22 protein-coding genes and 1 tRNA gene are annotated in these 21,515 nt (G+C 37.7%); 20 read left to right on the top strand and 3 right to left on the bottom strand.

Translation table 11 applies throughout. The features are described from left to right. Nucleotides 1-106: 106 nt before the first annotated feature. Complete coding sequence (locus tag BHF69_RS14205; protein WP_158022526.1) at nucleotides 107-268, bottom strand: hypothetical protein; 162 nt, start codon at nucleotides 266-268, stop codon at nucleotides 107-109. A 148-nt stretch (nucleotides 269-416) separates the two neighbouring features. After that, nucleotides 417-1,568: a D-alanyl-D-alanine carboxypeptidase family protein gene (locus tag BHF69_RS11200; protein WP_075671567.1), complete on the bottom strand. Its 1,152-nt coding sequence runs from the start codon at nucleotides 1,566-1,568 to the stop codon at nucleotides 417-419. 144 nt (nucleotides 1,569-1,712) lie between these two features. Here BHF69_RS11200 and trmB point away from each other — a divergent pair, with 144 nt between their 5' ends. The 3 genes from trmB (at nucleotide 1,713) to BHF69_RS11185 (ending at nucleotide 4,562) form a co-directional block, all read left to right on the top strand. Beyond that, nucleotides 1,713-2,360 (top strand): tRNA (guanosine(46)-N7)-methyltransferase TrmB, encoded by a 648-nt coding sequence (gene trmB / locus BHF69_RS11195; RefSeq protein WP_075671565.1) that lies wholly within the window; start codon nucleotides 1,713-1,715, stop codon nucleotides 2,358-2,360. Nucleotides 2,361-2,564: 204 nt separating this feature from the next. Then, nucleotides 2,565-2,637, top strand: a tRNA-Lys gene (locus BHF69_RS11190). A gap of 266 nt (nucleotides 2,638-2,903) precedes the next feature. Continuing rightward, on the top strand, nucleotides 2,904-4,562 hold the full coding sequence (locus BHF69_RS11185) for a choice-of-anchor I family protein (protein ID WP_075671563.1): 1,659 nt from the start codon (nucleotides 2,904-2,906) through the stop codon (nucleotides 4,560-4,562). A gap of 128 nt (nucleotides 4,563-4,690) precedes the next feature. On the opposite strand, the gene BHF69_RS11180 is transcribed toward BHF69_RS11185, so the two are convergent. Beyond that, a complete protein-coding gene (locus tag BHF69_RS11180) occupies nucleotides 4,691-4,912 on the bottom strand; it encodes a DUF378 domain-containing protein (protein WP_075671561.1) in 222 nt (73 codons plus the stop codon). 406 nt (nucleotides 4,913-5,318) lie between these two features. On the opposite strand from BHF69_RS11180, the gene BHF69_RS11175 reads away from it, so the two are divergent. The 17 genes from BHF69_RS11175 to BHF69_RS11100 all read left to right on the top strand — a co-directional run bounded on the left by BHF69_RS11175 (nucleotide 5,319) and on the right by BHF69_RS11100 (nucleotide 21,511). Beyond that, nucleotides 5,319-5,801: an RNA polymerase sigma factor gene (locus BHF69_RS11175; RefSeq protein ID WP_075671559.1), complete on the top strand. Its 483-nt coding sequence runs from the start codon at nucleotides 5,319-5,321 to the stop codon at nucleotides 5,799-5,801. After that, nucleotides 5,801-6,835 carry a hypothetical protein gene (locus BHF69_RS11170; RefSeq protein WP_075671557.1) on the top strand — a complete coding sequence of 345 codons (1,035 nt, stop codon included), beginning with the start codon at nucleotides 5,801-5,803 and terminating at the stop codon, nucleotides 6,833-6,835. Before BHF69_RS11175 ends, BHF69_RS11170 begins: the two co-directional genes overlap by 1 nt. Further along, the gene (locus BHF69_RS11165; RefSeq protein ID WP_143249536.1) at nucleotides 6,822-9,101 is read left to right on the top strand and encodes a fibronectin type III domain-containing protein; all 2,280 of its coding nucleotides are present in this window, start codon (nucleotides 6,822-6,824) and stop codon (nucleotides 9,099-9,101) included. The genes BHF69_RS11170 and BHF69_RS11165 overlap by 14 nt, the downstream gene beginning before the upstream one ends. A gap of 230 nt (nucleotides 9,102-9,331) precedes the next feature. Next, on the top strand, nucleotides 9,332-9,499 hold the full coding sequence (locus BHF69_RS14200) for a hypothetical protein (protein WP_158022581.1): 168 nt from the start codon (nucleotides 9,332-9,334) through the stop codon (nucleotides 9,497-9,499). Nucleotides 9,500-9,820: 321 nt separating this feature from the next. Beyond that, nucleotides 9,821-10,288, top strand: a complete 468-nt coding sequence (locus tag BHF69_RS11155) for a MerR family DNA-binding transcriptional regulator (protein ID WP_143249551.1) — start codon at nucleotides 9,821-9,823, stop codon at nucleotides 10,286-10,288. Then, the gene (locus tag BHF69_RS11150; RefSeq protein WP_075671549.1) at nucleotides 10,218-11,408 is read left to right on the top strand and encodes an RNA-guided endonuclease InsQ/TnpB family protein; all 1,191 of its coding nucleotides are present in this window, start codon (nucleotides 10,218-10,220) and stop codon (nucleotides 11,406-11,408) included. The genes BHF69_RS11155 and BHF69_RS11150 overlap by 71 nt, the downstream gene beginning before the upstream one ends. 196 nt (nucleotides 11,409-11,604) lie before the next feature. Next, entirely contained in the window at nucleotides 11,605-11,874 is a 270-nt protein-coding gene (locus tag BHF69_RS11145) for a hypothetical protein (protein ID WP_075671547.1), read from the top strand. 176 nt (nucleotides 11,875-12,050) lie between these two features. Continuing rightward, complete coding sequence (locus BHF69_RS11140; RefSeq protein WP_075671545.1) at nucleotides 12,051-12,479, top strand: hypothetical protein; 429 nt, start codon at nucleotides 12,051-12,053, stop codon at nucleotides 12,477-12,479. A gap of 552 nt (nucleotides 12,480-13,031) precedes the next feature. Then, nucleotides 13,032-14,312: a group II intron reverse transcriptase/maturase gene (ltrA, locus tag BHF69_RS11135; RefSeq protein ID WP_158022527.1), complete on the top strand. Its 1,281-nt coding sequence runs from the start codon at nucleotides 13,032-13,034 to the stop codon at nucleotides 14,310-14,312. Between the two features lie 161 nt (nucleotides 14,313-14,473). Continuing rightward, nucleotides 14,474-15,577, top strand: a complete 1,104-nt coding sequence (locus tag BHF69_RS11130; protein WP_075671543.1) for a D-alanyl-D-alanine carboxypeptidase family protein — start codon at nucleotides 14,474-14,476, stop codon at nucleotides 15,575-15,577. 27 nt (nucleotides 15,578-15,604) lie between these two features. Then, nucleotides 15,605-15,775, top strand: coding sequence for a hypothetical protein (locus BHF69_RS14195; protein WP_158022580.1), 171 nt, complete (start codon nucleotides 15,605-15,607; stop codon nucleotides 15,773-15,775). A 198-nt stretch (nucleotides 15,776-15,973) separates the two neighbouring features. Beyond that, entirely contained in the window at nucleotides 15,974-16,300 is a 327-nt protein-coding gene (locus tag BHF69_RS11125) for a (2Fe-2S)-binding protein (RefSeq protein ID WP_075671541.1), read from the top strand. A 12-nt stretch (nucleotides 16,301-16,312) separates the two neighbouring features. Next, nucleotides 16,313-17,890 (top strand): FAD-dependent oxidoreductase, encoded by a 1,578-nt coding sequence (locus BHF69_RS11120; protein ID WP_075671539.1) that lies wholly within the window; start codon nucleotides 16,313-16,315, stop codon nucleotides 17,888-17,890. A 16-nt stretch (nucleotides 17,891-17,906) separates the two neighbouring features. After that, entirely contained in the window at nucleotides 17,907-18,236 is a 330-nt protein-coding gene (locus tag BHF69_RS11115; protein ID WP_075671537.1) for a (2Fe-2S)-binding protein, read from the top strand. Next, on the top strand, nucleotides 18,229-19,356 hold the full coding sequence (locus tag BHF69_RS11110; RefSeq protein ID WP_075671535.1) for an NAD(P)/FAD-dependent oxidoreductase: 1,128 nt from the start codon (nucleotides 18,229-18,231) through the stop codon (nucleotides 19,354-19,356). Before BHF69_RS11115 ends, BHF69_RS11110 begins: the two co-directional genes overlap by 8 nt. Before the next feature lie 193 nt (nucleotides 19,357-19,549). Then, entirely contained in the window at nucleotides 19,550-20,680 is a 1,131-nt protein-coding gene (locus tag BHF69_RS11105; RefSeq protein WP_075671533.1) for a tyramine oxidase subunit B, read from the top strand. A gap of 18 nt (nucleotides 20,681-20,698) precedes the next feature. After that, the gene (locus BHF69_RS11100; RefSeq protein ID WP_075671531.1) at nucleotides 20,699-21,511 is read left to right on the top strand and encodes a helix-turn-helix domain-containing protein; all 813 of its coding nucleotides are present in this window, start codon (nucleotides 20,699-20,701) and stop codon (nucleotides 21,509-21,511) included. Nucleotides 21,512-21,515 lie beyond the last annotated feature (4 nt).

The raw sequence follows: 21,515 nt of genomic DNA, 5'->3' as shown, positions 1-21,515 counted from the left end.
GACTAAGTGTAGAAGAAAAACTTCTCCTCCTGCGCCTAGGATGCCAGAACGTAAGAACAACCAAAGCTGTCTGGATTTACCCCGAGCCAAACCCTAATCCGCTCCGCTAGTCGGGCTTGGCATGGCACAAGACGAACTGCATTCCTTTTTTCCATAACAGTTGGAAAGGTAAGTAAACTTCCCTACCAACTGTCCTATGGAAAACAGTCATCTTCGATGCCTGAAGCAGTTCTGGTGATAGAATCCAGCCAACAGGTTGTTCTAACATTCCGCATATGTCGCTTTCGGAGAAGTTTTCGTCTATCCTGGTGTAAAACAAGAGAAAACATGTATCAGATTTGGAAGCTCCGTAGCTTGATTGCTGACCGGAATGATTTCGTTCTCACACATTATCCCATAGTCAAAGAAACCCGCATTTATGGTCTTTCCATAGTTAAGGTAAATGGAACAGAACCAATTTTCTTCTTATTACAATATAAGTTAAAAACATTAGATTTGGATTTCTCATCGTAGGATACTTCTTTTTGGATCGAAGAAGCATCGGTAGATTTATTCATAAGAATAGAATAGCTGGTATCTCCATCTACGGTCAGGGTATATGGAGAGAAGGTCTTTATATTCTCGATGAGAAGATCAGAGCTTTCACTTTCAAAATCAGAAATAGCAAAGGTATGATGAGTTAGCGGTGTATAAGCCTTATAATTTTTATATCCGTAGTTTAAAAGCTTTAAGGTATCGCCGTAGCATTCATATCCATTGTCTCTTAGTACGACACAGATCAATTCCAGACCGTCACGCTTTGCCCAGGTGACCAGAGTGTTACGTGCCATAACGGTAAATCCCGTCTTGCCGCCTTCTACACCGTCAAAGTTAAACATGGTCTTCTTCACCATCTTATGATGGTTCCATAATGGACGCTGCTGTTTTTGCTTGTTGGTACTTGGGATTGTGTAGCTGATCGTGGAAGCAATCTTACGGAAGGTAGGATTGCTAAGTGCAGTCTTTGTGATCAATGCCATATCATGGGCAGTTACATAGTGGTCATCATTATGAAGTCCGTTGGGATTCATAAAGTGTGTATTGGTACATCCAATCTCTTTCGCTTTCGCATTCATCATATCTACAAAGCCTTCAATAGATCCACCGATGTGCTCGGCTACACCGTTACAGGCTTCGTTGGCAGATTCCAGCATGATGGCATATAAGCTTTCCTCTAACGTGAGCTTCTCTCCAGGAAGGATATAAATCTGACTGCTGCCAGGTTCAATGCTGTTAATGGCATGTTCAGAATAAGTAACTGTCTCATAGAGGGATTTGCAGTTTTCAATGGCAACTAAGGTTGTCATGATCTTGGTGATGCTAGCTGGGTACCGCTTCGTATTGATATTCTTGGAATAGAGGATCTCACCGGAATTGGCATCCATCAAAATGGCCGATTTGGCTGTTACTGAGGGCTGATTGGTCTGTGTTGTATCACAAATGGAAGTGCCGTGATCATCCGCATAGATATGAAAAGTAAATATCCGCAGAGTGAGAATCATGACAAGAAAAAAACTTAACTTTTTCATTATGGCTGTTCTCCTTTTTGTATGATACTTCATATTGTAAAGAACTTGTCGAAAAAAGTCAACGCAGGGGCATTTTCAATTGAATTTTTCTATGTTAAAATAGGTTGAATTGGCAAAATAGATGCCATGCAAAGGAGAATGAAGATGAGATTAAGAAATGTAAAAGGATCAAGGGAAACGATTGCTGCCAATCCATATGTGATCAAGGATGCAGAAGAGAAAAAGGGAAAATGGAGAGAGCTATTTGACAATGATCATCCAATCCATCTAGAAATCGGTATGGGAAAGGGAAAATTCCTAATGCAGCTTGCCCAGGACAATCCGGATATTAATTATATTGGAATTGAGAAATATTCCAGCGTACTGGTGCGTGCACTGGAAAAAAGAGAAGAATATGAAGGGGATAATGTATATTTCCTCAGAATGGATGCCGAAGATATTCCGAATATTTTCGCAGAAGAAGAAATTGATCAGATTTATCTAAACTTCTCAGATCCATGGCCAAAGGACCGCCATGCCAAGAGAAGACTTACATCCAAGGAATTTTTTGAAAGATATAATCAGATTCTGAAAAAGGATGGAGTAGTGATCTTTAAGACAGATAACCGGGATTTATTTGATTTCTCATTGGAGCAGGTACCTCTGGCAGGATGGAAGTTAAAGAATCATACCTTTGACCTTCATAATAGCGAATATGTAGAAGGCAATGTAATGACAGAATATGAAACAAGATTTGTCAATGAAGGAAAACCAATCTGCCGTCTGGTAGCATATCGGGAGACCAGTGAATAGAATAAAGAAAAAGAGGTTTTTCCATGCGAAAAAAATGCAGGCTTTTTTGGATTCGTCTTGCCTATGAGAATCCAAGGATGAAGTGCTTTGTCCGTTCCTTATGTGAATTGGAGGAAATTTTGAAAAAAAAATAAAAAAGTACTTGCATTCTTTGAGAATATCATATATAATAAATCTTGCGTTGAAAAACGTTGGAAAAAATATGCACCATTAGCTCAGTTGGTAGAGCAGTAGACTCTTAATCTATTTGTCTAGGGTTCGAATCCCTAATGGTGTATGAATCTTTTATTTAAGCGATTTCTAAGAAATTAGAGGTCGCTTTTTTTATTGCTTGAGCAGTAGATTCTGACCTTGATTTGTACATAGTCTATGATACCTGCTTTGTTCTTTTGTATAAAAATCCCCTGCGTCGGCCTTCATTTTACAAAAATTTTACAGTATTCCCATGTATGTTTCATGATGCATCTCTATAATTATGATTAAAATTTAATTGTAATTGAAATTTAATTGTAATTGAAATTTATAAGAAAGAAGGAGAACATTATGAAAAGAAAATTATGTGGACGGTTAGGCGCATTGTCGCTGGCTTTTGTTATGGCAGCAAGTTTTTGCCCACAGACATTAGCTGCCAGCAAGCAGTCTGCCCAGGCGACAGGGTTTGAGAATAATAACACTTCTCTTAACATGACTCAGGTTGCAAGATATGATAGTGGCATGACGAATGCAGACGGCGGTGTTATGGAAATTGTAGATTATAACTATAAGAATGGCTATGCATATGCTGTCAATGGACAGAAAGGAGTACTTACTGCTATTTCCATGAAAAAGATATCTTCTAATAAATCTCTTGTTTCCTTGAGCGGTCGTGATATCAATGTAAGAGAATTGGTCGAAGAGGATAATTTTGCATATGGGGATATGACTTCTGTAGCAGTATCACCAGATGGAAAGACACTGGCAGTGGCAATCCAGGCAGAAGGATATGCGGATAATGGTAGGGCAGCAATTTTTACTTGCAATAGTAATGGCTCCCTTACATTGCTTCGAATAGTTGAAACAGGTGTTCAGCCGGATATGATCACTTTTACACCAGATGGGAAAAAAATTCTGACTGCAAATGAAGGAGAGCCGCGGGAAGGATACGGTGATGGGACTGTGGACCCGGCAGGATCTGTTACTGTAATAAAAACCAAGGGGTATTCTGCTGTAACGACAGGATTTGGTGCTTATGACAGTGAAGGAGCACGTAGCGATCTTGTAAATAAAAACATTGTTTTGAAGAAGGATACTGCTCCTTCTGTGGATTTGGAGCCAGAATACATTGCATGTAACAATAAGACTGCATATGTGACACTACAGGAAGCAAATGCAGTTGCTGTGTTGGATTTATCAGCAAATAAATTTAAAAATATTTTTTCTACTGGATTTGAAGATTACTCAAAGGTTGCAGTGGATATTGATAAAAAGGATGAAGAATATAAACCTCAGACATATGATTCTTTAAGAGGAATTCGAATGCCAGATGCTGTTTCTCTGGTCAATATCAAGGGAAGAGATTATCTGTTGACTGCAAATGAAGGTGATTCCAGAGAATGGGGAGAATACCTGAATGAGGATGAGCGCAATTTTGGAAAAAATAAAACATCACCTACTGGGGCAATCACTGCTGATAATTCAGGGTTAAAAGGAAAAGTAGTATTTTTTGATGCAGAGGATTATGATGGACTGGATGAAGGATGTGATTATCTCTTTGGTGGAAGATCCTTTACCATGTTTAAGGTAACAAAGAATGGGTTGAAAGAGTGCTTTGACAGCGGAAATGATTTTGAGGCAAAGACAGCTGCATATTTACCAGAATATTTCAACTGTTCCAATGATGATCTGACAATCGATGATCGTTCTGGTAAAAAAGGACCTGAAGCAGAAACGGTTACATCTGGTAAGATCAAAGGAAGAACCTATGCTTTTGTTACACTGGAGCGTATTGGTGGTGTGATGGCTTATGATATTACCAATCCTGCAGATGTTTCCTATATAAATTATATCAATTCTCGTGATTTTTCTTCTGATGTGGCAGTAGATGATTCACCTGAAGGTTTGAAATTTGTTCCTGCTGGTAAAAGTCCTTCTGGTGAAGCACTTCTTCTGGCAGCATGTGAAGTAGGGGGAACAGTAGCAGTTTATGACTTGGTTCGTAAGTGAAATCCTTCGATATTCCTGACTCAATCATAGTAACATAGAATAGTAGCCCAATTAGGATAGTCATCCAGATTGGGCTATTATATTAGATGGAAATGCTTCTCGCCTTTGAATGGGTTCTTATGAACAGTTTATGATTGGCCTGAAGCATCCGTATTTCCGTTGGAAGTATAAAAAGTAATAAGATAGAGACCGCAGAGTCCTACAAGAGCATAAATGATTCTAGAAAGCCAGCTCATGCTGCCAAAAAGAAAAGAGACCAGGTTAAAATTAAAGAAACCGATCAGTCCCCAGTTGACAGCACCAATGATCGTAATGGTCAAAGCAATGCAATCAAAAGTTTTTAATCTCATATATGATTCCTCCTTTGGAATTAATATATGTAAAAAACAAAAAATCATACCGGAAAATTTTAGAAAAAAAACACCTATTGGCGGATAGGTGTTTTTTTCTCGTCCAAGTCCATTGAGACAGACTTGAAATTAATTCATGCTCTTATCTAAAAAACTATTGAAAAAACAATAGAAAAAGAGTATTCACACAAACAAACATTAAAAAAAGAAAAAGATGCATGAAATTAATATTCGATACTGACAGTCTATCATAGGAAAAGAAAAAATAAAAATTGAAAATGGTCGTAGTTTCTATAGATGAAAGATATGAATTAAATTTAAGTACTGAGACATTTTAAAAAGTTCAATTGTATAATATATGAAATGAATTCAGAAAAGAAATTTATGAATTAAGGAAAACAAGAATATGAGGAAAAAAGTGTACACAAAAGAAGAATTAAGCCAAATTATTAAAACATATACGCCTTCATTGGTACGTTTGGCATTTACTTATACCAAAAATATTCCTGATGCTGAAGATATTGTACAAGAAGTGATGATAAAGTTAATTACAAAAAAACCAAAATTTGAGAATGAAATACATGAAAAAGCATGGTTGATTCGTGTGACAATTCATACTTCTCTTAATTATATAAAAGCAACAAAAAGACGGGGACAAATTCCACTGACCTATGATATTCCGGAATTTGAGAAAGATGAGTATGGCTTATTGGAAGCATTAGAAATATTACCAGATAAATATAAAGCAGTGATGTATCTGTATTATTATGAAGGATATTCAGTGAAAGAAATAGCGCAGATTCTTCATAGACAGGTATCAACGATTACAACATGGATGTCCAGAGGAAGAAAAAAATTAAAAGATTATTTGGAAAAGGAGGGAGTGTAGTGGATAGAATCATAGATCAATATTGTGATATGTTGTCCTATGTGAAAGCAGAAGAAGGATTTGAGGAGAAATTGCTGAATCAGTTGATGGAGATTCAAGAAGAAGGGAAGAAAAAACATAAAAAAAACAGCCGGAATAGATATTCACCTAAGATAGCCTATGTTACAGCAGCGCTGCTTTTTTGTATTGGAATATTTTTATTTCGGACACCCATTGCAGCTGCGGTGAAGGATATATTTGAAAATTTTTATAATAACTTTTCTTGTATTTATGAAATAGAAACACAACAGGATAAAATAGTACTAAATAAGGAAATAATCACAAAAAGTGGAAGTAAAATTTGGATAAAGGATGGAGTTATTACAGATCAGGGAATTACTGTTCGATATGAAATTAAGAAGAAGGGAAAATCAGAAAATATATATCCGGATTCCTGTAAGATGCAGCTTTCAAATGGATGGAAGATTTCTTTTGATCAGTGTGTATATATGCCAGTTTCAACAGAGGGAAAGCTTTATGTTGTTTCCTTTGAAACAAAGCAGAAAGAAAAGTTGAAGAAGTTAGAAAAACAGAAAGTGAATTGCAGAATTACTTTTTTAGAAGAACGACAAGATTCTATGTGGGAAGAGCCGTTAAATATTCAAATTCCAATAGAGTCTGTCCATTCTTTAAAGAAAAGAAAAACAGATTCGGTATGGAAGCACGGAAAAGATGGAACAGACTATCGAATCACAGAAGTGACTGAAAACATATGGTATATGGAAGTAAAATATCAGTGGAAAAGTAAAAATGAGGATTTCTTTTTATTCCAATTTTCAGATGAAAATGATATGACCTATGCGGATCTTGGAGCAGTTGCTGATAAAAATGGTGATGGGTCATATAGTGGAAGTATTTATTATGAAATACCGAAAAAAGATATTGAAAAAATGATATTTTCACCAATAAGAATAAAAGAAAAATACGATGATGAGAGAGAAATTATGGATGGAGAAAGTATTATTATCAATGGAGGAGAGTATGATGAAAAATAAAAATAGATGGATTAGTATATGTTTGGTAGTAATTTTAGTCTTTAACTTTTCGGTTTCTGTAATGGCATCAGCAGGATATGATAAGACACCACCGGTGATTAACTACATAAAGATATGTAATCCAGATCAAATAGATGCAACAGAACAATTAGAAGTGGAAGTGGATTTGGAGGAAGAAGAATCTGGAGTAACAAAATTTGAAATTATAATGTGCAATGATTATGGAGAAGAGCTTGATGCAACGTATAACTATGATACCACAGGAAATCGGATCTTGTTTACAGGAAAAACCAAAGTAAAAATGCAATTCTGTAATACGAAAAAGATACATTCTGGGATATTCAAATTAAAAAGAATTTACGTTCATGATGGTGGTAGTAACATTGTTTCGTATACGGAAGAGAGTGATGCGGCATTAAAAAATAGTACACAAGAAATGAATGTAATAAAAACAGCATTTGATGATAATCCAGATCAAGATTTAGATCCGCCTATCCTTCGTGGAATGAAAATTTGTCAGTCTGAGGATATAGATGCGTCTGAACCCTTAGAAATAGAGCTAGATATTGAAGAGATGGGATGCGGAATTCATAATATTACGATAGACGTTGGAAAAAATTCTAATTCATGGGGAGATTCTTATACTTTTACAGAAAACGATAAAAAGATAAATGGAAAAATAAAAATGGAAGTTGATATCTCAAATGCAAAATTAGGAGAAAATGAAATTATTTACGTCGAAGTAAGCGATAATAACGATAATGTAGCTGGATATGACATAGATTCTCCAGAATGGGAACAATTTGATACAAAATTTGTAGTAAATACCGCCAATCAGACTCCAGAGATTATGTCTTTCCAATATGAGGAGACAAAGATACAAGCACCGGATTTATTAAAAGCGGTTGTTGATATAAACTGCGATGAACAAGGAGTAGATGAGATTTGTCTTTGGCTAAAAAATGAAGATGGGGATATGAAATATCTTGAATGGAAAAGTGAAGATCCGATAAAGTCTGGAACTCATAAGCTATCCTTTCCGGTGAGCCCATTTTTTGGAAATGAAGAGTGGGAATTATACAAGATGACAGTGGATGGGCGAAATGGAAAGCATAATTCCATAGAAGTCACAAGTGACAAAGAGCAGTTTGACACTAGAAAAATAAGTATTTCCAGTTCTTTTGATACGGTTTATTATGGAAGTGTGGGTAATGTATCTGCAGCGTTGAAAAAGATTGAAGAGATGGAATCTGGTCAAACAGTAGTATTGGAATGTAGATATGAAAAGACAGCAGCAAAAGAATTATTTGAAGCTATTGCAGGACAAGATAAGATTCTTGTATTTGAAGATGAAGATGTTCAGTGGATATTTAACGGAAAAAATATAAAAAAGAATAAATGTAAGGATATAGATCTTACTGTTAAGGTAAGGCGCACATCGGGTAAAGAATATGGTTATGCAGATGACAAATATATTCTATATATGCAGTATGCCAATAATGGAGAACTTCCGGGAACAGTAGAAATGAGAGTAAATTATGAATATTTATATGAAAAGTATCAGACTTCTCATAATAATTTAATTCTTACCTATTATTCGAATGGAAGTGGTGATATTTTGGATGAGAATGTCAAAGTAGAAGAGGATCTTTATGCACAATATAAAATTAAACATAATTCAATATATTTACTGTCAAGTTCTTATCCAAGATTGACCGCACCCAAAAATTTGATCGCACGATCATATAAGAATAAGCAGATTAAGCTTTCATGGAGCAGAGTAGCGGGAGCGGATGGATATGGAATCTATAGGAGTACTTCTTCCAGTGGAAAATATAAAAGAATCGGTAAGACAAAAGGAAATAAAACGGTAACATATAAGGACAGCAAGACATCAGTTGGAAAAGTATATTATTATCGTATAAAGGCAATCGGGAATGAGAAAAATACGAAAGCGGCTTATAGTAAGAAGATATCGAAACGGGCAATTCCTTCAAAGGTAAAGGATTTAGGTATCACCAATCGGAAAACGCAATTTAGAATTTCCTGGTCGGATAATTGGTGCAGAGGATTTGAAGTTTATTATTCAACCAGTAGAAATGGAACATATAAAAGACTTGGAAGAGCAAGTGATTGTCTATATATGACAGGAAAACAGCTAAAGAAAAAAAGGACATATTATATAAAAGTTCGTGGATATGAAAAATCAGGAAGTAAAATTTATTATGGACCTTTTAGTGATGTGGAGAAGAAATATATGGGATGATCTATGATTATTATACAGGATTATTGGCTAAGGTAAAAGTAAACAAAAAGATGATTATGACGATAGGCATCATAATTCTTACAATGGCAGTCTTTTTAAAAGTTAAGGTTTATAATGATAATTATTCTTGGTCAAAAAATCTGGTAGAAGCAATTTTAAACGAGTTTTTGAGACATTTATTATATTTGTATTGTTATATATTATGAAATACAATATGGAAGGAGAACAGGATGAAAAAATTAGCAGAAATTTTATTAGATGTGTTGATTCTTATTGATATAATACTGTATTTTGAATTTCCTCATCTTTGCGATAAGTATGGTGGCATTATAAGCGGATTTATAACCATATTAGCAGTGGTAGGAATTGGTATTTATATTAAAGAACATGCTGATTAGAATAAAAATTAATAAAAGGAAAAGAAAATGAAAAAAGAAAAGATTAAAATCATCAATATCATTTTATCAATTATAGCACTTATTCTTTTGGTTTTAACTTGGTTTGTTCCAGAAACTAGAGAGTATAGAATGTGTATTTATCTAGTTATAGTAATGAATATTATTGTTGATATCCTAACTAAGTAAGTCAGGTTGATCATGTTCCGTCAGTAAGATTAATATAGGAGCGATTGTTAAGCAATCAAAAATATAGACAAATATATTTATATGTGATGCAATGTGTTTATAAAGAAAGGAGAATTATTTATGAACACATCAAATATCACAAATTATAAACCAAAAGATTTTGCTGAATTACTTGGAGTGTCAGTAAAAACTCTTCAACGTTGGGACAGAGATGGAATTCTCAAAGCAAATCGTACTCCAACTAACAGAAGATATTATACTTATGATCAATATTTACAATTCAAAGGGATCCAAACAGAGAATGATATAAGGGACACAGTAATATATGCAAGAGTTTCTATAAGAAATCAAAAAGATGATCTACAAAATCAAGTAGAATTTTTAAAACAATTCTGTAATGCAAAAGGTATTATTGTAAACAATGAAACTCTTTCACCGAATGAAGAATTAGTTCAAGATATTATATCAATCTTACATGTGTTCAGTTGTAGATTGTATGGATTTCGCAAGTATAAAAATCAGATAAAGGGGGATGAGGAAATTGCAAAAGAGTTACAAAACGGAAATAAATCCAACACAAGAGCAGATACGAAAGATAAATAAAACAATCGGTACTTGTAGATTTATTTATAATTTTTATATTGCCCATAATAAAGAACTTTATAACAAAGGTGAAAAATTTATGACAGCAAAATCTTTTAGTGTATGGCTAAATAATGAATTTCTACTAAATAGTCCAGAATATTTATGGATAAAAGATGTGAGTTCTAAGTCAGTTAAAAAATCCATGGAAAATGCGTATACTGCTTTTACCAGATTTTTTAAAAAGCAAAGTAGATTTCCCAGATTTAAAAAAAAGAATAAGTCAGATGTGAAAATGTATTTTGTGAAAAATAATCCAAAAGATTGTTTCTGTGAAAGACATCGAATTAATATCCCTACTCTTGGATGGGTAAGATTAAAAGAAAAGGGTTACATTCCAACAACAAAGCAAGGATATGTGATTAAAAGTGGTATAGTCTCCTGCAAGGCTGGGAGATATTATGTATCAGTTTTAATAGAGATTCCTGATCAGAATGAACCACAATTAAATAATTTTGGATTAGGGATTGATTTGGGACTTAAAGATTTTGCAATTATTAGTAATGGTATTACAAAGAAAAATATCAATAAAACTGCAAAAATAAGAAAATTAGAGAAACAATTAAAAAGAGAACAGCGTTGTCTATCGAGGAAATACGAAGACTTAAAGAAACGCAACAATAAAATAAAAAATAAAATGAAAGGAGAAGCCACTAGACAAAATATTAGAAAACAGGTCTTAAAGGTACAGAAACTTCATCATAAAATAGACAATATTCGTACCGATCATATCAATAAATGTGTAAATGAGATAGTGAAAACCAAACCATCTTATATTACCATTGAAGATTTGAATGTAAAAGGAATGATGAAGAATAAGCATCTGTCTAAAGCAGTTGCTTCACAGAAATTCTATGAGTTTAGAACAAAACTTGAAGCAAAATGCAAAGAACTGGGAATTGAATTAAGAATTGTAGATAGATGGTATCCATCAAGTAAGTTATGTCATGAATGTGGTTGTATTAAGAGAGATTTAAAACTTTCTGATAGAGAATATATTTGTGAATGTGGATATCATGCTGATAGAGATTATAATGCAAGTCTTAATTTAAGAGATGCAACATCCTACAAAATAGCATAAAACAAGCGTTTGTAGGCATGTACCGATGGCTTTAGTCGGGAATTTACGACTGTGGACTGTACAAGAACTTGTGAGTAGCGTATTACTTGTAATCGCAAAAGCATACAGGATGAAGCAGTAAGAAAAGTTTGTGAAAACTTTCAATATCTCGATATGGGTATATTTGTCCATATTTTGAGTGGCAGAGGTGCGGGACATGATCTTAACGGAATATAATGAACAGGAACATATCCAGAATGAAAAGCAGTGGAGTTATGAAGACGGATGGGAATCTGGTAAAAGAGCTGGCGAAGAAATTGGAGAAGAGAGAGGTAGACAACAAGGAGAGAATCGGGCAGTTGCCAATATGGTCCTTCGATTATCTACAAAGAATGGTATTTCTTTTGAACAGACCATGGAGATGCTGGATATACCAAAAGAGGAAAGAGAAAAATATCTTGATCTTATAGAGAAATCAGATAAGTAAAGATATATTTTACGTCTAAAAAAAGACCGTTGGCGTTAAAACGGTCTTTTTTTAACACAATATGTTAGTATATGGGTAATGTATTTGTTCATAAAACTTTTATATTAAAGTTTTTGAGACATTTATTATATTTGTATTGTTATATATTATGAAATACAATATGGAGGAACATTATTATGAAAAAGCATTTAAAAAAGCTGATACTTCTTGTGGTTATCCTTGTTGCAGGAGTATATTTGATTAGCTGGAGTGGAGATGGAAAAGTTGACAAAGTAGATGTTGAAATAGGAGCATCTTCGAAATATGATCAAGGAGAGCTGGAGGATGCGATTTCTTGCATAAAAGAAGAGTTTAGGCAAGAATATTCTGGATGTAGGCTGGATAAAGTATACTATAATGAGGAATTTTCTGATAAAGAAGTAAAAAGCTTAGAGTATAAGGATAAAAAATCCATGATAGCCATACAGGCAGAATATTTTGTAGGTCCATGGGGAGATAGCACTGAGGAAAAGTATACAGAAATAGATGATTGGTGTTGGATCTTACAGAAAAATGAAAAGACTGAAAAATGGGAAATAGTTACGAGTGGATCGATAGGCGTCTAGAAAATAGTTGTGTATTTTAAATTTTGACAAATCAAAAAAATGAGGGAAGAATGAAAGTTCTTCTCTTTTTGTTTGCGCGCCATGGGCGCGCTCTAACGGGTGAAAGTCCCGAACACGCCTAGGCAACGAGGAAGTGTATAGCCGAACAGCAAGGGTGTCCATCGTGAGGTGGAATCTGAAGGAAGCTGTAAGCAAACTCTTGGTCCGACGGACAGAAATCACATATAAGGCTCGGAAATACGGATAAGTCTGCAAAAGGAGATGAAGTCCAAAAGTTGCTGGAAGTACGAGTAAATGTGGCGGATAGATGAGAGGAAAGAGCGTGCACCTTAAGCGTGGAGGTCTCACAGAGGTATCATCAGCCTAGTAACAACGAACTGTGAGAAATCAGCCGAGCCCATAGTAGTGAAGAAGTCTCTGTAATGGGGATGGAGTGAAGGGGCGAACAATCAATCAGTTTGAGTATGTCTCGTATTGCAGAAATGACAACATCTGCCGTAACCAATCGGGTAAAAGATGGTCAAATCAAGCGAGACGGAAAGGAAAGAACGCATGGACACAAGTAATCTAATGGAGCAGATATTATCTAGTGATAATCTCAACAGAGCATATCTGCAAGTCGTACGAAACAAAGGTGCAGAGGGAGTGGACGGAATGAAGTACACAGAACTCAAGGAACATCTTGCAAAGAACGGCGAAATCATCAAGGAACAGTTGAGGACAAGAAAATACAAACCTCAACCAGTACGAAGAGTGGAGATACCAAAGCCTGATGGTGGTGTCAGAAACCTAGGAGTACCAACGGTAACAGACAGATTTGTACAACAAGCCATTGCACAGGTACTAACACCAATCTATGAGGAACAATTCCATGACCACAGTTATGGATTCAGACCGAATAGGTGTGCACAACAAGCAATCCTAACAGCACTTGATATGATGAATGATGGTAATGATTGGATTGTAGACATTGACTTGGAAAAGTTCTTTGACACAGTAAATCATGACAAGCTGATGACCTTAATTGGAAGAACAATCAAGGATGGAGATGTCATCTCCATTGTGAGAAAGTATCTTGTCAGTGGAATTATGATTGATGATGAGTATGAAGACTCTGTAATAGGAACACCGCAAGGAGGAAATCTTTCTCCGCTATTAGCGAATATCATGCTCAATGAACTTGACAAAGAAATGGAAAAGCGAGGGCTCAATTTCGCGAGATATGCGGATGACTGTATCATTATGGTTGGGAGTGAAATGTCTGCAAATCGAGTAATGAGAAATATCTCTCGATTCATTGAGGAGAAACTAGGGCTTAAGGTCAACATGACAAAGAGTAAAGTGGATAAACCGCAAGGACTCAAATACCTTGGATTTGGATTCTATTTTGATTCAAGAGCACACCAATACAAGGCGAAGCCACATGCAAAATCAGTTGAGAAATTCAAGAAGAGGATGAAGGAACTCACCTGTCGTAGCTGGGGTGTAAGCAACAGCTACAAAGTGGAGAAACTCAATCAACTTATCAGAGGATGGGTTAACTACTTCAAGATAGGGAGTATGAAACATCTGTGCAGAGAAATGGATAAACATATCCGATTCAGACTTCGTATGTGTATATGGAAACAATGGAAAACACCACAAAACAGGGCAAAGAATTTAATGAAACTAGGCGTGCCCCAATGGGCAGCAAAGCGAACATCCTACGCTAAAGGGTTCGCAAGAGTATGTCGAGGTTCAGATGTATGCCAAGCTATAAGCAATAAGAGACTAACCTCATTCGGATTAGTCTCAATGTTAGATTACTACACCGAAAGGTGTGTTACTTGTTAAGTTGATTGAACCGCCGTGTACCGAACGGTACGCACGGTGGTGTGAGAGGTCGGAATTTCTCAATCAAGAGAAATTCCTCCTACTCGATTTGTTGAAGGTAAAATCTTTAATTTCATATGGAAATCTGATATAATAAACTATTGCAAATGGGAGGAAAAGGAATGAAAAAATTGAAATATATAGCAATGGTCCTGTTCGTGATGTTTATGACAACCGTATTTCCAGTTGAAACAGCCGCCGACAGTAATAGTAATAAAGTAGACATCATCGGAAAGTCAGCGATTGTAGTGGATGTGGAGACCGGCGATGTGTTATATGGCAAGAATACGGAGGTAAAGAGATATCCGGCCAGCATTACTAAGATTATGACAGCACTGATTACCTTGGAACGTTGTGATCTGGATAAGAAGGTAACCTTTTCTAAAGAGGCGTTGTATTCTATTGAGCCAGGAAGCAGTGCAGCTTATATTAAGCCGGGAGAGGTGCTTACGGTAGAGCAGAGTCTCTATGTGATGATGCTCCATTCTGCCAATGATGTGGCACATGGACTGGCTTATTATGTAGGGGGAGATTTGCCTGGATTTGCAGAATTGATGAACGGCAAGGCAAAGCAGCTGGGATGTACCAATACCAACTTCGTCAATGCCAGCGGCTTACACGATGATAATCATTATACGACTGCGGCAGATATGGCTAAGATCGCAAGGGCCGCTTATGAGAATACTACATTGCGAAAGATTATGAGAACAACTCGTTATGATCTGGAAGCAACCAATAAATATGATTCTGTTCGTACCTGGATCAATGGAAACCGTATGATCCGAAATGGAAGTGAGTATTATTACGAACCATGTCTGGGTGGAAAGACAGGCTACACGACTACAGCAGGCGGAACTTTAGTGACCTATGCCAATATCAATCACCGGGTTTTGGCATGTGTGATTCTAAAAAGTGAGAATTCTGCTACTGCTTATTCGGATTCCATCAAGCTTTATAAATATGTAGAAAAGAATGGGGATTTTTCTCCTTATGAGAAGAAAAGTGATGCAACGACTGCAGTGACTACAGAGGTGGATCATTCAGGGGAAGAAATCTCTTATCATAAGGCACCGACAGTCATGGATCGGGTGATCTTAGGGGTGAAGATCGGTGTGATCATTTTGGTGATTCTCTGTGTTGCTGTGATTCTTCGTATTATTCATGTGCAGAGAATTAAAAGAGCGAGACGGAGAAAAAGACAGCAGGCGCGACGAAGAAAGCGATAAGCGAAAGATAATCAGGAGGAACAAAAGATGGATAAGAAGAAGATGAGATTTTGGATCGGCATGATCGTATTGGCCATTATCAATTCCGGATTGGGAGAATTGAATGCGGCGTATCGTGAGAGTCTGGAAACGCCAGTGGCACTTGTGATCGTAGTAGCATTGATTTTATATATGTCTGCCAGCATTAGGAAAAAATAATAGAAAGATGTCATTCGCCCTGTCTTGTATCGTTTTTTACAAGACAGGGCATTTTCTTTATGATAATCTGGGAACAAGTTAGAAGATAACAAAAGTGAATAGCCAAAGATCAGACAAAGGTGTCCAATACATAGAGGTATGGGCATCTTTCTTTTTTGTTACATCTTGAGATAATCTGGAAGAAAAGAGGTTGGTTGTATGCAGAACAGAATTGATGAACATCCAATTTTAGGAGAATTTAAAAAAGGAAAAAAAATCACATTTTATTATGATGGAAAAAAGCTGGAGGGCTTTGAAGGAGAACCCATTGCAGCGGCATTAAAAGAGGCTGGTGTTATGGTTCACAGATATACAAAGAAGAAGCATGAACCAAGAGGTATCTTTTGTGCCATTGGAAGATGCACAGACTGTGTTATGGTCGTTGATGGAAAGCCAAATGTAAGAACCTGTGTGACTCCTTTAAAAGAAGGTATGGTAGTACAGACCCAGTATGGGGTGCTGGCAGAGCCATTTGAAGAACAGTAGGGAGGAATGGAAATGAAAAGATATGATTTGGTTATTGTAGGTGCTGGTCCCGCAGGGTTGTCTGCAGCCATTGAGGCGGCGAAAAGAGGACTTCAGGTTATCGTTTTTGATGAGAATGAGAAACCAGGAGGACAGCTATTTAAGCAGATTCATAAGTTCTTTGGTTCTAAGGAGCACAAAGCAAAAGTCAGAGGTTTTGTGATCGGTCAGCAGCTATTAGCAGAAGCGGATGAAGCTGGCGTAGAAGTTGTGTTAAATGCCACAGTAGTTGGATTATATATGGATAAGGAAATTGTAGTCCAAATCGATGATCAGGTGCATCACTATAAAGGAGATGCTGTGATCGTTGCAACAGGAGCAGCAGAGAACATGGTTACATTCGATGGATGGACTCTTCCGGGTGTGATCGGAGCCGGAGCAGCTCAGACCATGATGAATCTTCATGGGATTAAGCCGGGAAAGAAAATCTTAATGTTAGGTTCCGGTAATGTTGGTCTTGTCGTAGGATTTCAATTGATTCAGGCAGGATGTGAAGTCGTAGCGCTGGTGGATGCAGCTCCAAGGGTAGGAGGCTATGGTGTTCATGCAGCTAAAGTGGCAAGAACCGGAGTTCCATTTTATCTTTCTCACACGATTGTAAAGGCAGAGGGCGAGACAGAAGTAACCGGAGTTACCATTGCCCAGGTGGATGAACATTTTCAATTCATGGAAGGAACGGAAAAGCATTTCGATGTGGATACCATCTGTCTTGCAGTTGGATTATCACCAATGTCTCAGCTGCTTAAGATGGCAGGATGTGAGATGGAGGACAACCCGAAACGGGGTGGACAGGTTCCAATCTGTAATAAATATGGGGAAACATCAATTGATGGAATCTTTGTGGCAGGAGACGTATCTGGGATTGAAGAAGCAAGCTCAGCCATGATTGAAGGAAGAATGGCAGGAATTGCGGCGGCTCATTACCTTGGGTACATCAATGGGGATGAGTTGGAGGAAAATATGAGCTGCCAAACCAGTGCATTGGAAGGATTAAGACAGGGAATGTTTGCTCCGAAAAACAGAGGAAAGATCTTAGAACGAACAGAGGAAGGCGTTCTTACCTCAATGAATTTGTTAAAGAAGGGATTTGTGGCAGATGATGAGATTGAACGTTATCCAGGAGTGACACATCGTGTGGGAATCCATCCGGTTATGGAGTGTACGCAGAACATTCCATGTAACCCTTGTCAGGATGCATGTCCAAAGCATTGCATCAAGATTGGAGAGAAGATTACTTCTCTTCCGGCTGTAGATGAGACAGCACAATGTATTGGATGTGGTTTGTGTGTGGCTTCCTGTTCCGGACAGGCCATCTTCCTGTTACAGGAAGGAGTGGAACCTGGTTTTACATTGATTACCATGCCATATGAATTCCTTCCGTTGCCTGAAAAAGGAGATGAGGGCTATGGTCTGGGAAGAAATGGAGAAAAGCTTTGTAAAGCCACAGTCATCGAAGTGAAGACATCCAAGGCTTATGATCATACCAATCTACTGACGATTAAAGTTCCAGAAGAGATGGGTATGAGGGTCAGATTCTATAAGGCAGAGTAATTACAGGAGGTCAGATATGAAGAAGATAAATGATAGATCCATGGATATAGGGCCGTTTGTTGCAGCACCAGATGATGATATGCTCATCTGCAGATGTGAAGAGGTTACAAAGGGGGAAATCAGAAAAGCAGTACATGAGGGTATGTACACCTTAACAGAGATTCGAAGATATCTACGGACGGGAATGGGACTTTGCCAAGGACAGACCTGTGCAAAGCTGGTAAAAAGAATTGTGGCAGCAGAGCTTCAGGTATCCCCGGATGAACTGGAACCGGCAACGTCCAGATCTCCAATGAGACCAATTGAAATGGAAGTGTTTGCAAAGGAGGCGGATGCAGATGAGTAATTGTGCAGAAGTAGTGATTATCGGAGGCGGCATCATTGGATGTGCAGCTGCATATAACCTTGCGAAAAAGGGCGCTTCCGTTATTGTGTTAGAAGCAGATGACAGCATAGGAAATGGAGGTTCCAGCAGAAATGGCGGAGGGGTGAGACAGTCAGGAAGAGACCCAAGAGAACTGCCTCTTGCCATGTATAGTGTAGAGCATTTATGGCCGGTATTATCGGAAGAACTGGGCGTGAATGTAGAATATCACAAAGAAGGGAATCTGAGACTGGGAAAGACAGAAAAGCATATGGAAATTCTTCAGGGACTTACCGATCGGGCAACTGCTTGTGGCCTGGATGTTAAGATGATCAGTGGAGAGGAAGTCAGAGCCATCAATCCATATCTTTCTGAGGAAGTCATTGGAGCCAGCTGGTGTCCTACCGATGGACATGCAAATCCGCTGATTGCCACACTTGGATATTATAAAAGAGCCAGAGATTTAGGTGTCTGCTTCTATACAGGAGAAGAGGTGGTTCAGATTCAAAAAGTGAGAGGAAAGGCCAGAAGAGTCATTACGAAGAAAAATGTCTATGAAGGAGAGAAGATCATCGTCGCTGCCGGCTATGAAAGCCGTAAAATCGTAGAAACCGTAGGAATTGATATTCCAATGCGAAAGGAACTGATCGAAGCACTGGTGACGGAAGCAGAACCAAAGATGTTTCCACAGATGCTCGGAACAGCAGATGCAGACTTCTATGGACATCAGACGGATCATGGCTCCTTTGTATTTGGAGGTGCTTCTGGATTTGAGTCCGTGAATAAGGACAACGGAACCAATGCCACATCCAGCATTACGGCACCTTGTATTTGCCGGGGAATCATGAAGTATATTCCAAAGCTTGCCAATGCTAAAATTGTACGGACATGGGCTGGTTATGAGGATCTCTGTGCAGATGGTATTCCAGTCATCAGTCCAGTGGAAGAGGTTCCGGGATTGATTCTTGCCTGTGCATTTACCGGGCATGGATTTGGAATTTCTCCGGTAGTCGGAATTCTTCTGTCACAAATGGCATTGGAGGAACAGACACTTTTAGATATGAAGGAATTTCGTTATGACCGCTTTCACGCAGTCATTTAGAAATAGCGTTTCAGAGGGGGTTCCCTTCCGAAATGAAGTGAAATTTATGGTAGAAAATAAAAAAAGGTTATGATATATTGTATCTATGACAAAGGCGTCAATAGTGAAAACTGTTGATGCCCTTTTTATTATTACATAAGAAATTTTTATATTATCAATAAAGATGCATATATCAGCCGGTCAGGAGGAAAAGATGGATACAAAAATCAGTTTTTTATATTTAAGTGAACCGGATATGATAAAAGCAGGTGTCACGGATATGCCACGCTGCGTGGAGGTTATGGAGGATTTGTTGCTGACGTTAAATAGAGGGGATTATGTCATGGGAGGAACCAATCATAATTCTCATGGAACACAGATCAGCTTTCCGGACCATCCTCAATTTCCAGGAATGCCTGCCAATGCAGATGACCGCCGCTTTATGGCCATGCCGGCATATCTGGGAGGAAATTATCAGATGGCAGGTATGAAGTGGTACGGCTCTAACGTGTTAAATAAACAGAAAGGCCTTCCAAGATCTATTTTGATGATGATGTTAAATGATAAAGATACAGGGGCACCCCTTGCTTTAATGTCCGCCAATTTGGTCAGTGCATATCGTACAGGAGCCATTCCTGGGGTAGGTGCCAAATATCTGGCCAGAAAGGATGCAAAGGTTGTTTCTATTATCGGACCAGGTGTTATGGGCAAGACCTCTCTTCAGGCGTTTATCAGCGTATGTCCAAAGCTGGATACGTTAAAAGTAAAGGGAAGAGGAAAACGTTCCATGGATTCTTTCCTCGCATTTGTAAAGGAGGAATGCCCACAGATCAAAGAGGTCATAGTGTGTGATACCGTAGAAGAGGCAGTCAGAGACAGCGATATTGTGGGAGTGAATACAACAGCACCGGTGAAGGAAAAAGATTTCTTATATATCGATGAGGCATGGGTCAAGAAAGGAGCCTTGATCTGTATGCCATCTGCAGCCAGATTTGAGGAGGAATTCCTTATAAAACGGTGCAAAAAAGTAGTTGATAATTATAAATTATATGAAGCCTGGGCAGAAGAATTCCCATATCCAAGCTATGAACTGGTTCAGATTATTGGTTCCAAGTTCACAGATTTTCTGCATGAGGGAAAAATTGCAAGAGAAGATATTATTGACATTGCAGATATCATGACTGGAAAGCACCCTGGCAGAGAAAAGGAAGATGAGATCATCATTTATTCTGTTGGAGGAATGCCAGTAGAAGATATTGCATGGGGTGGCGAGGTATATCGCAATGCAGTGCAGAAAGGAATTGGCATGGAATTGCCATTATGGGACGTTCCTAAAATGGCTTAATTAGGAAGGAATGATTCTATGGAAAGAGGAAGAAGCAGAGAAATTGAGCTGTTGCAGCCATACATGCCACTAAAGACTACTAATTTTGAGAAGATTGTAGTAAAACAATATGGCATTTCTCATTTCTATGAATTTAAGATTTGTGAAAATCATAAGAAGCAGTTACAGGCAGTACCAGATGGGAGTGTGGATCTGTTATTTGGTATTGAAAAGGATCGAATTCATACTTATATAGGCGGGACGGTCCTAAAGGCAAAGGACTGGCCTTTGTATGAAGGGACGACCTACTTTGGCGTCAGCTTTCAGCCTGGAAAATGTATACTTCCCAAAGATGTTGAGATTGGGGATCTGATCAATGAGGATTTGGAACTGGACAATAGTAGTATAGGCAGGAGTCTTGTGCAGCAGATTGGGGAAGAATGCGGGATTGTCCGACATAGCCGGACATTTTTGAAGGAATATATGAAATCCCTTCAAAAAGAAAACGATGCGAATGTGCTTCTTTCTCTGGAGGATTATATCCGAAACAGAATTTATGAACAGAAAGGCAATATTACGATTCAGACATTGAGTGAAGAAACTGGATATTCACCATGTTATATCCGACGGGTCTTTAAGCAGATTCATGGTATCTCACCAAAGGTGTTTGAAAAGTTTGTAAGATTTCAGAATGTATTAAATCGGATGGGACATAGAGAACAATTCCAGACACTGAATCAGATTGCCGTAGACTGTGGCTATTATGATCAGTCCCACATGGTAAAAGATTTTAAATGTTTTGCAGGAATGACACCTGAGAAGTATCTTGGGATCAATGTTAATAAAAAATAAAAAA

It is taken from the genome of Anaerostipes sp. 992a, assembly GCF_001940245.1.
In the GTDB taxonomy this organism is placed as follows: Bacteria; Bacillota; Clostridia; order Lachnospirales; family Lachnospiraceae; genus Fimousia.
The sequence above is the reverse complement of the archived record's forward strand: the minus strand, read 5'-3'. Positions and strand labels throughout refer to the sequence as shown.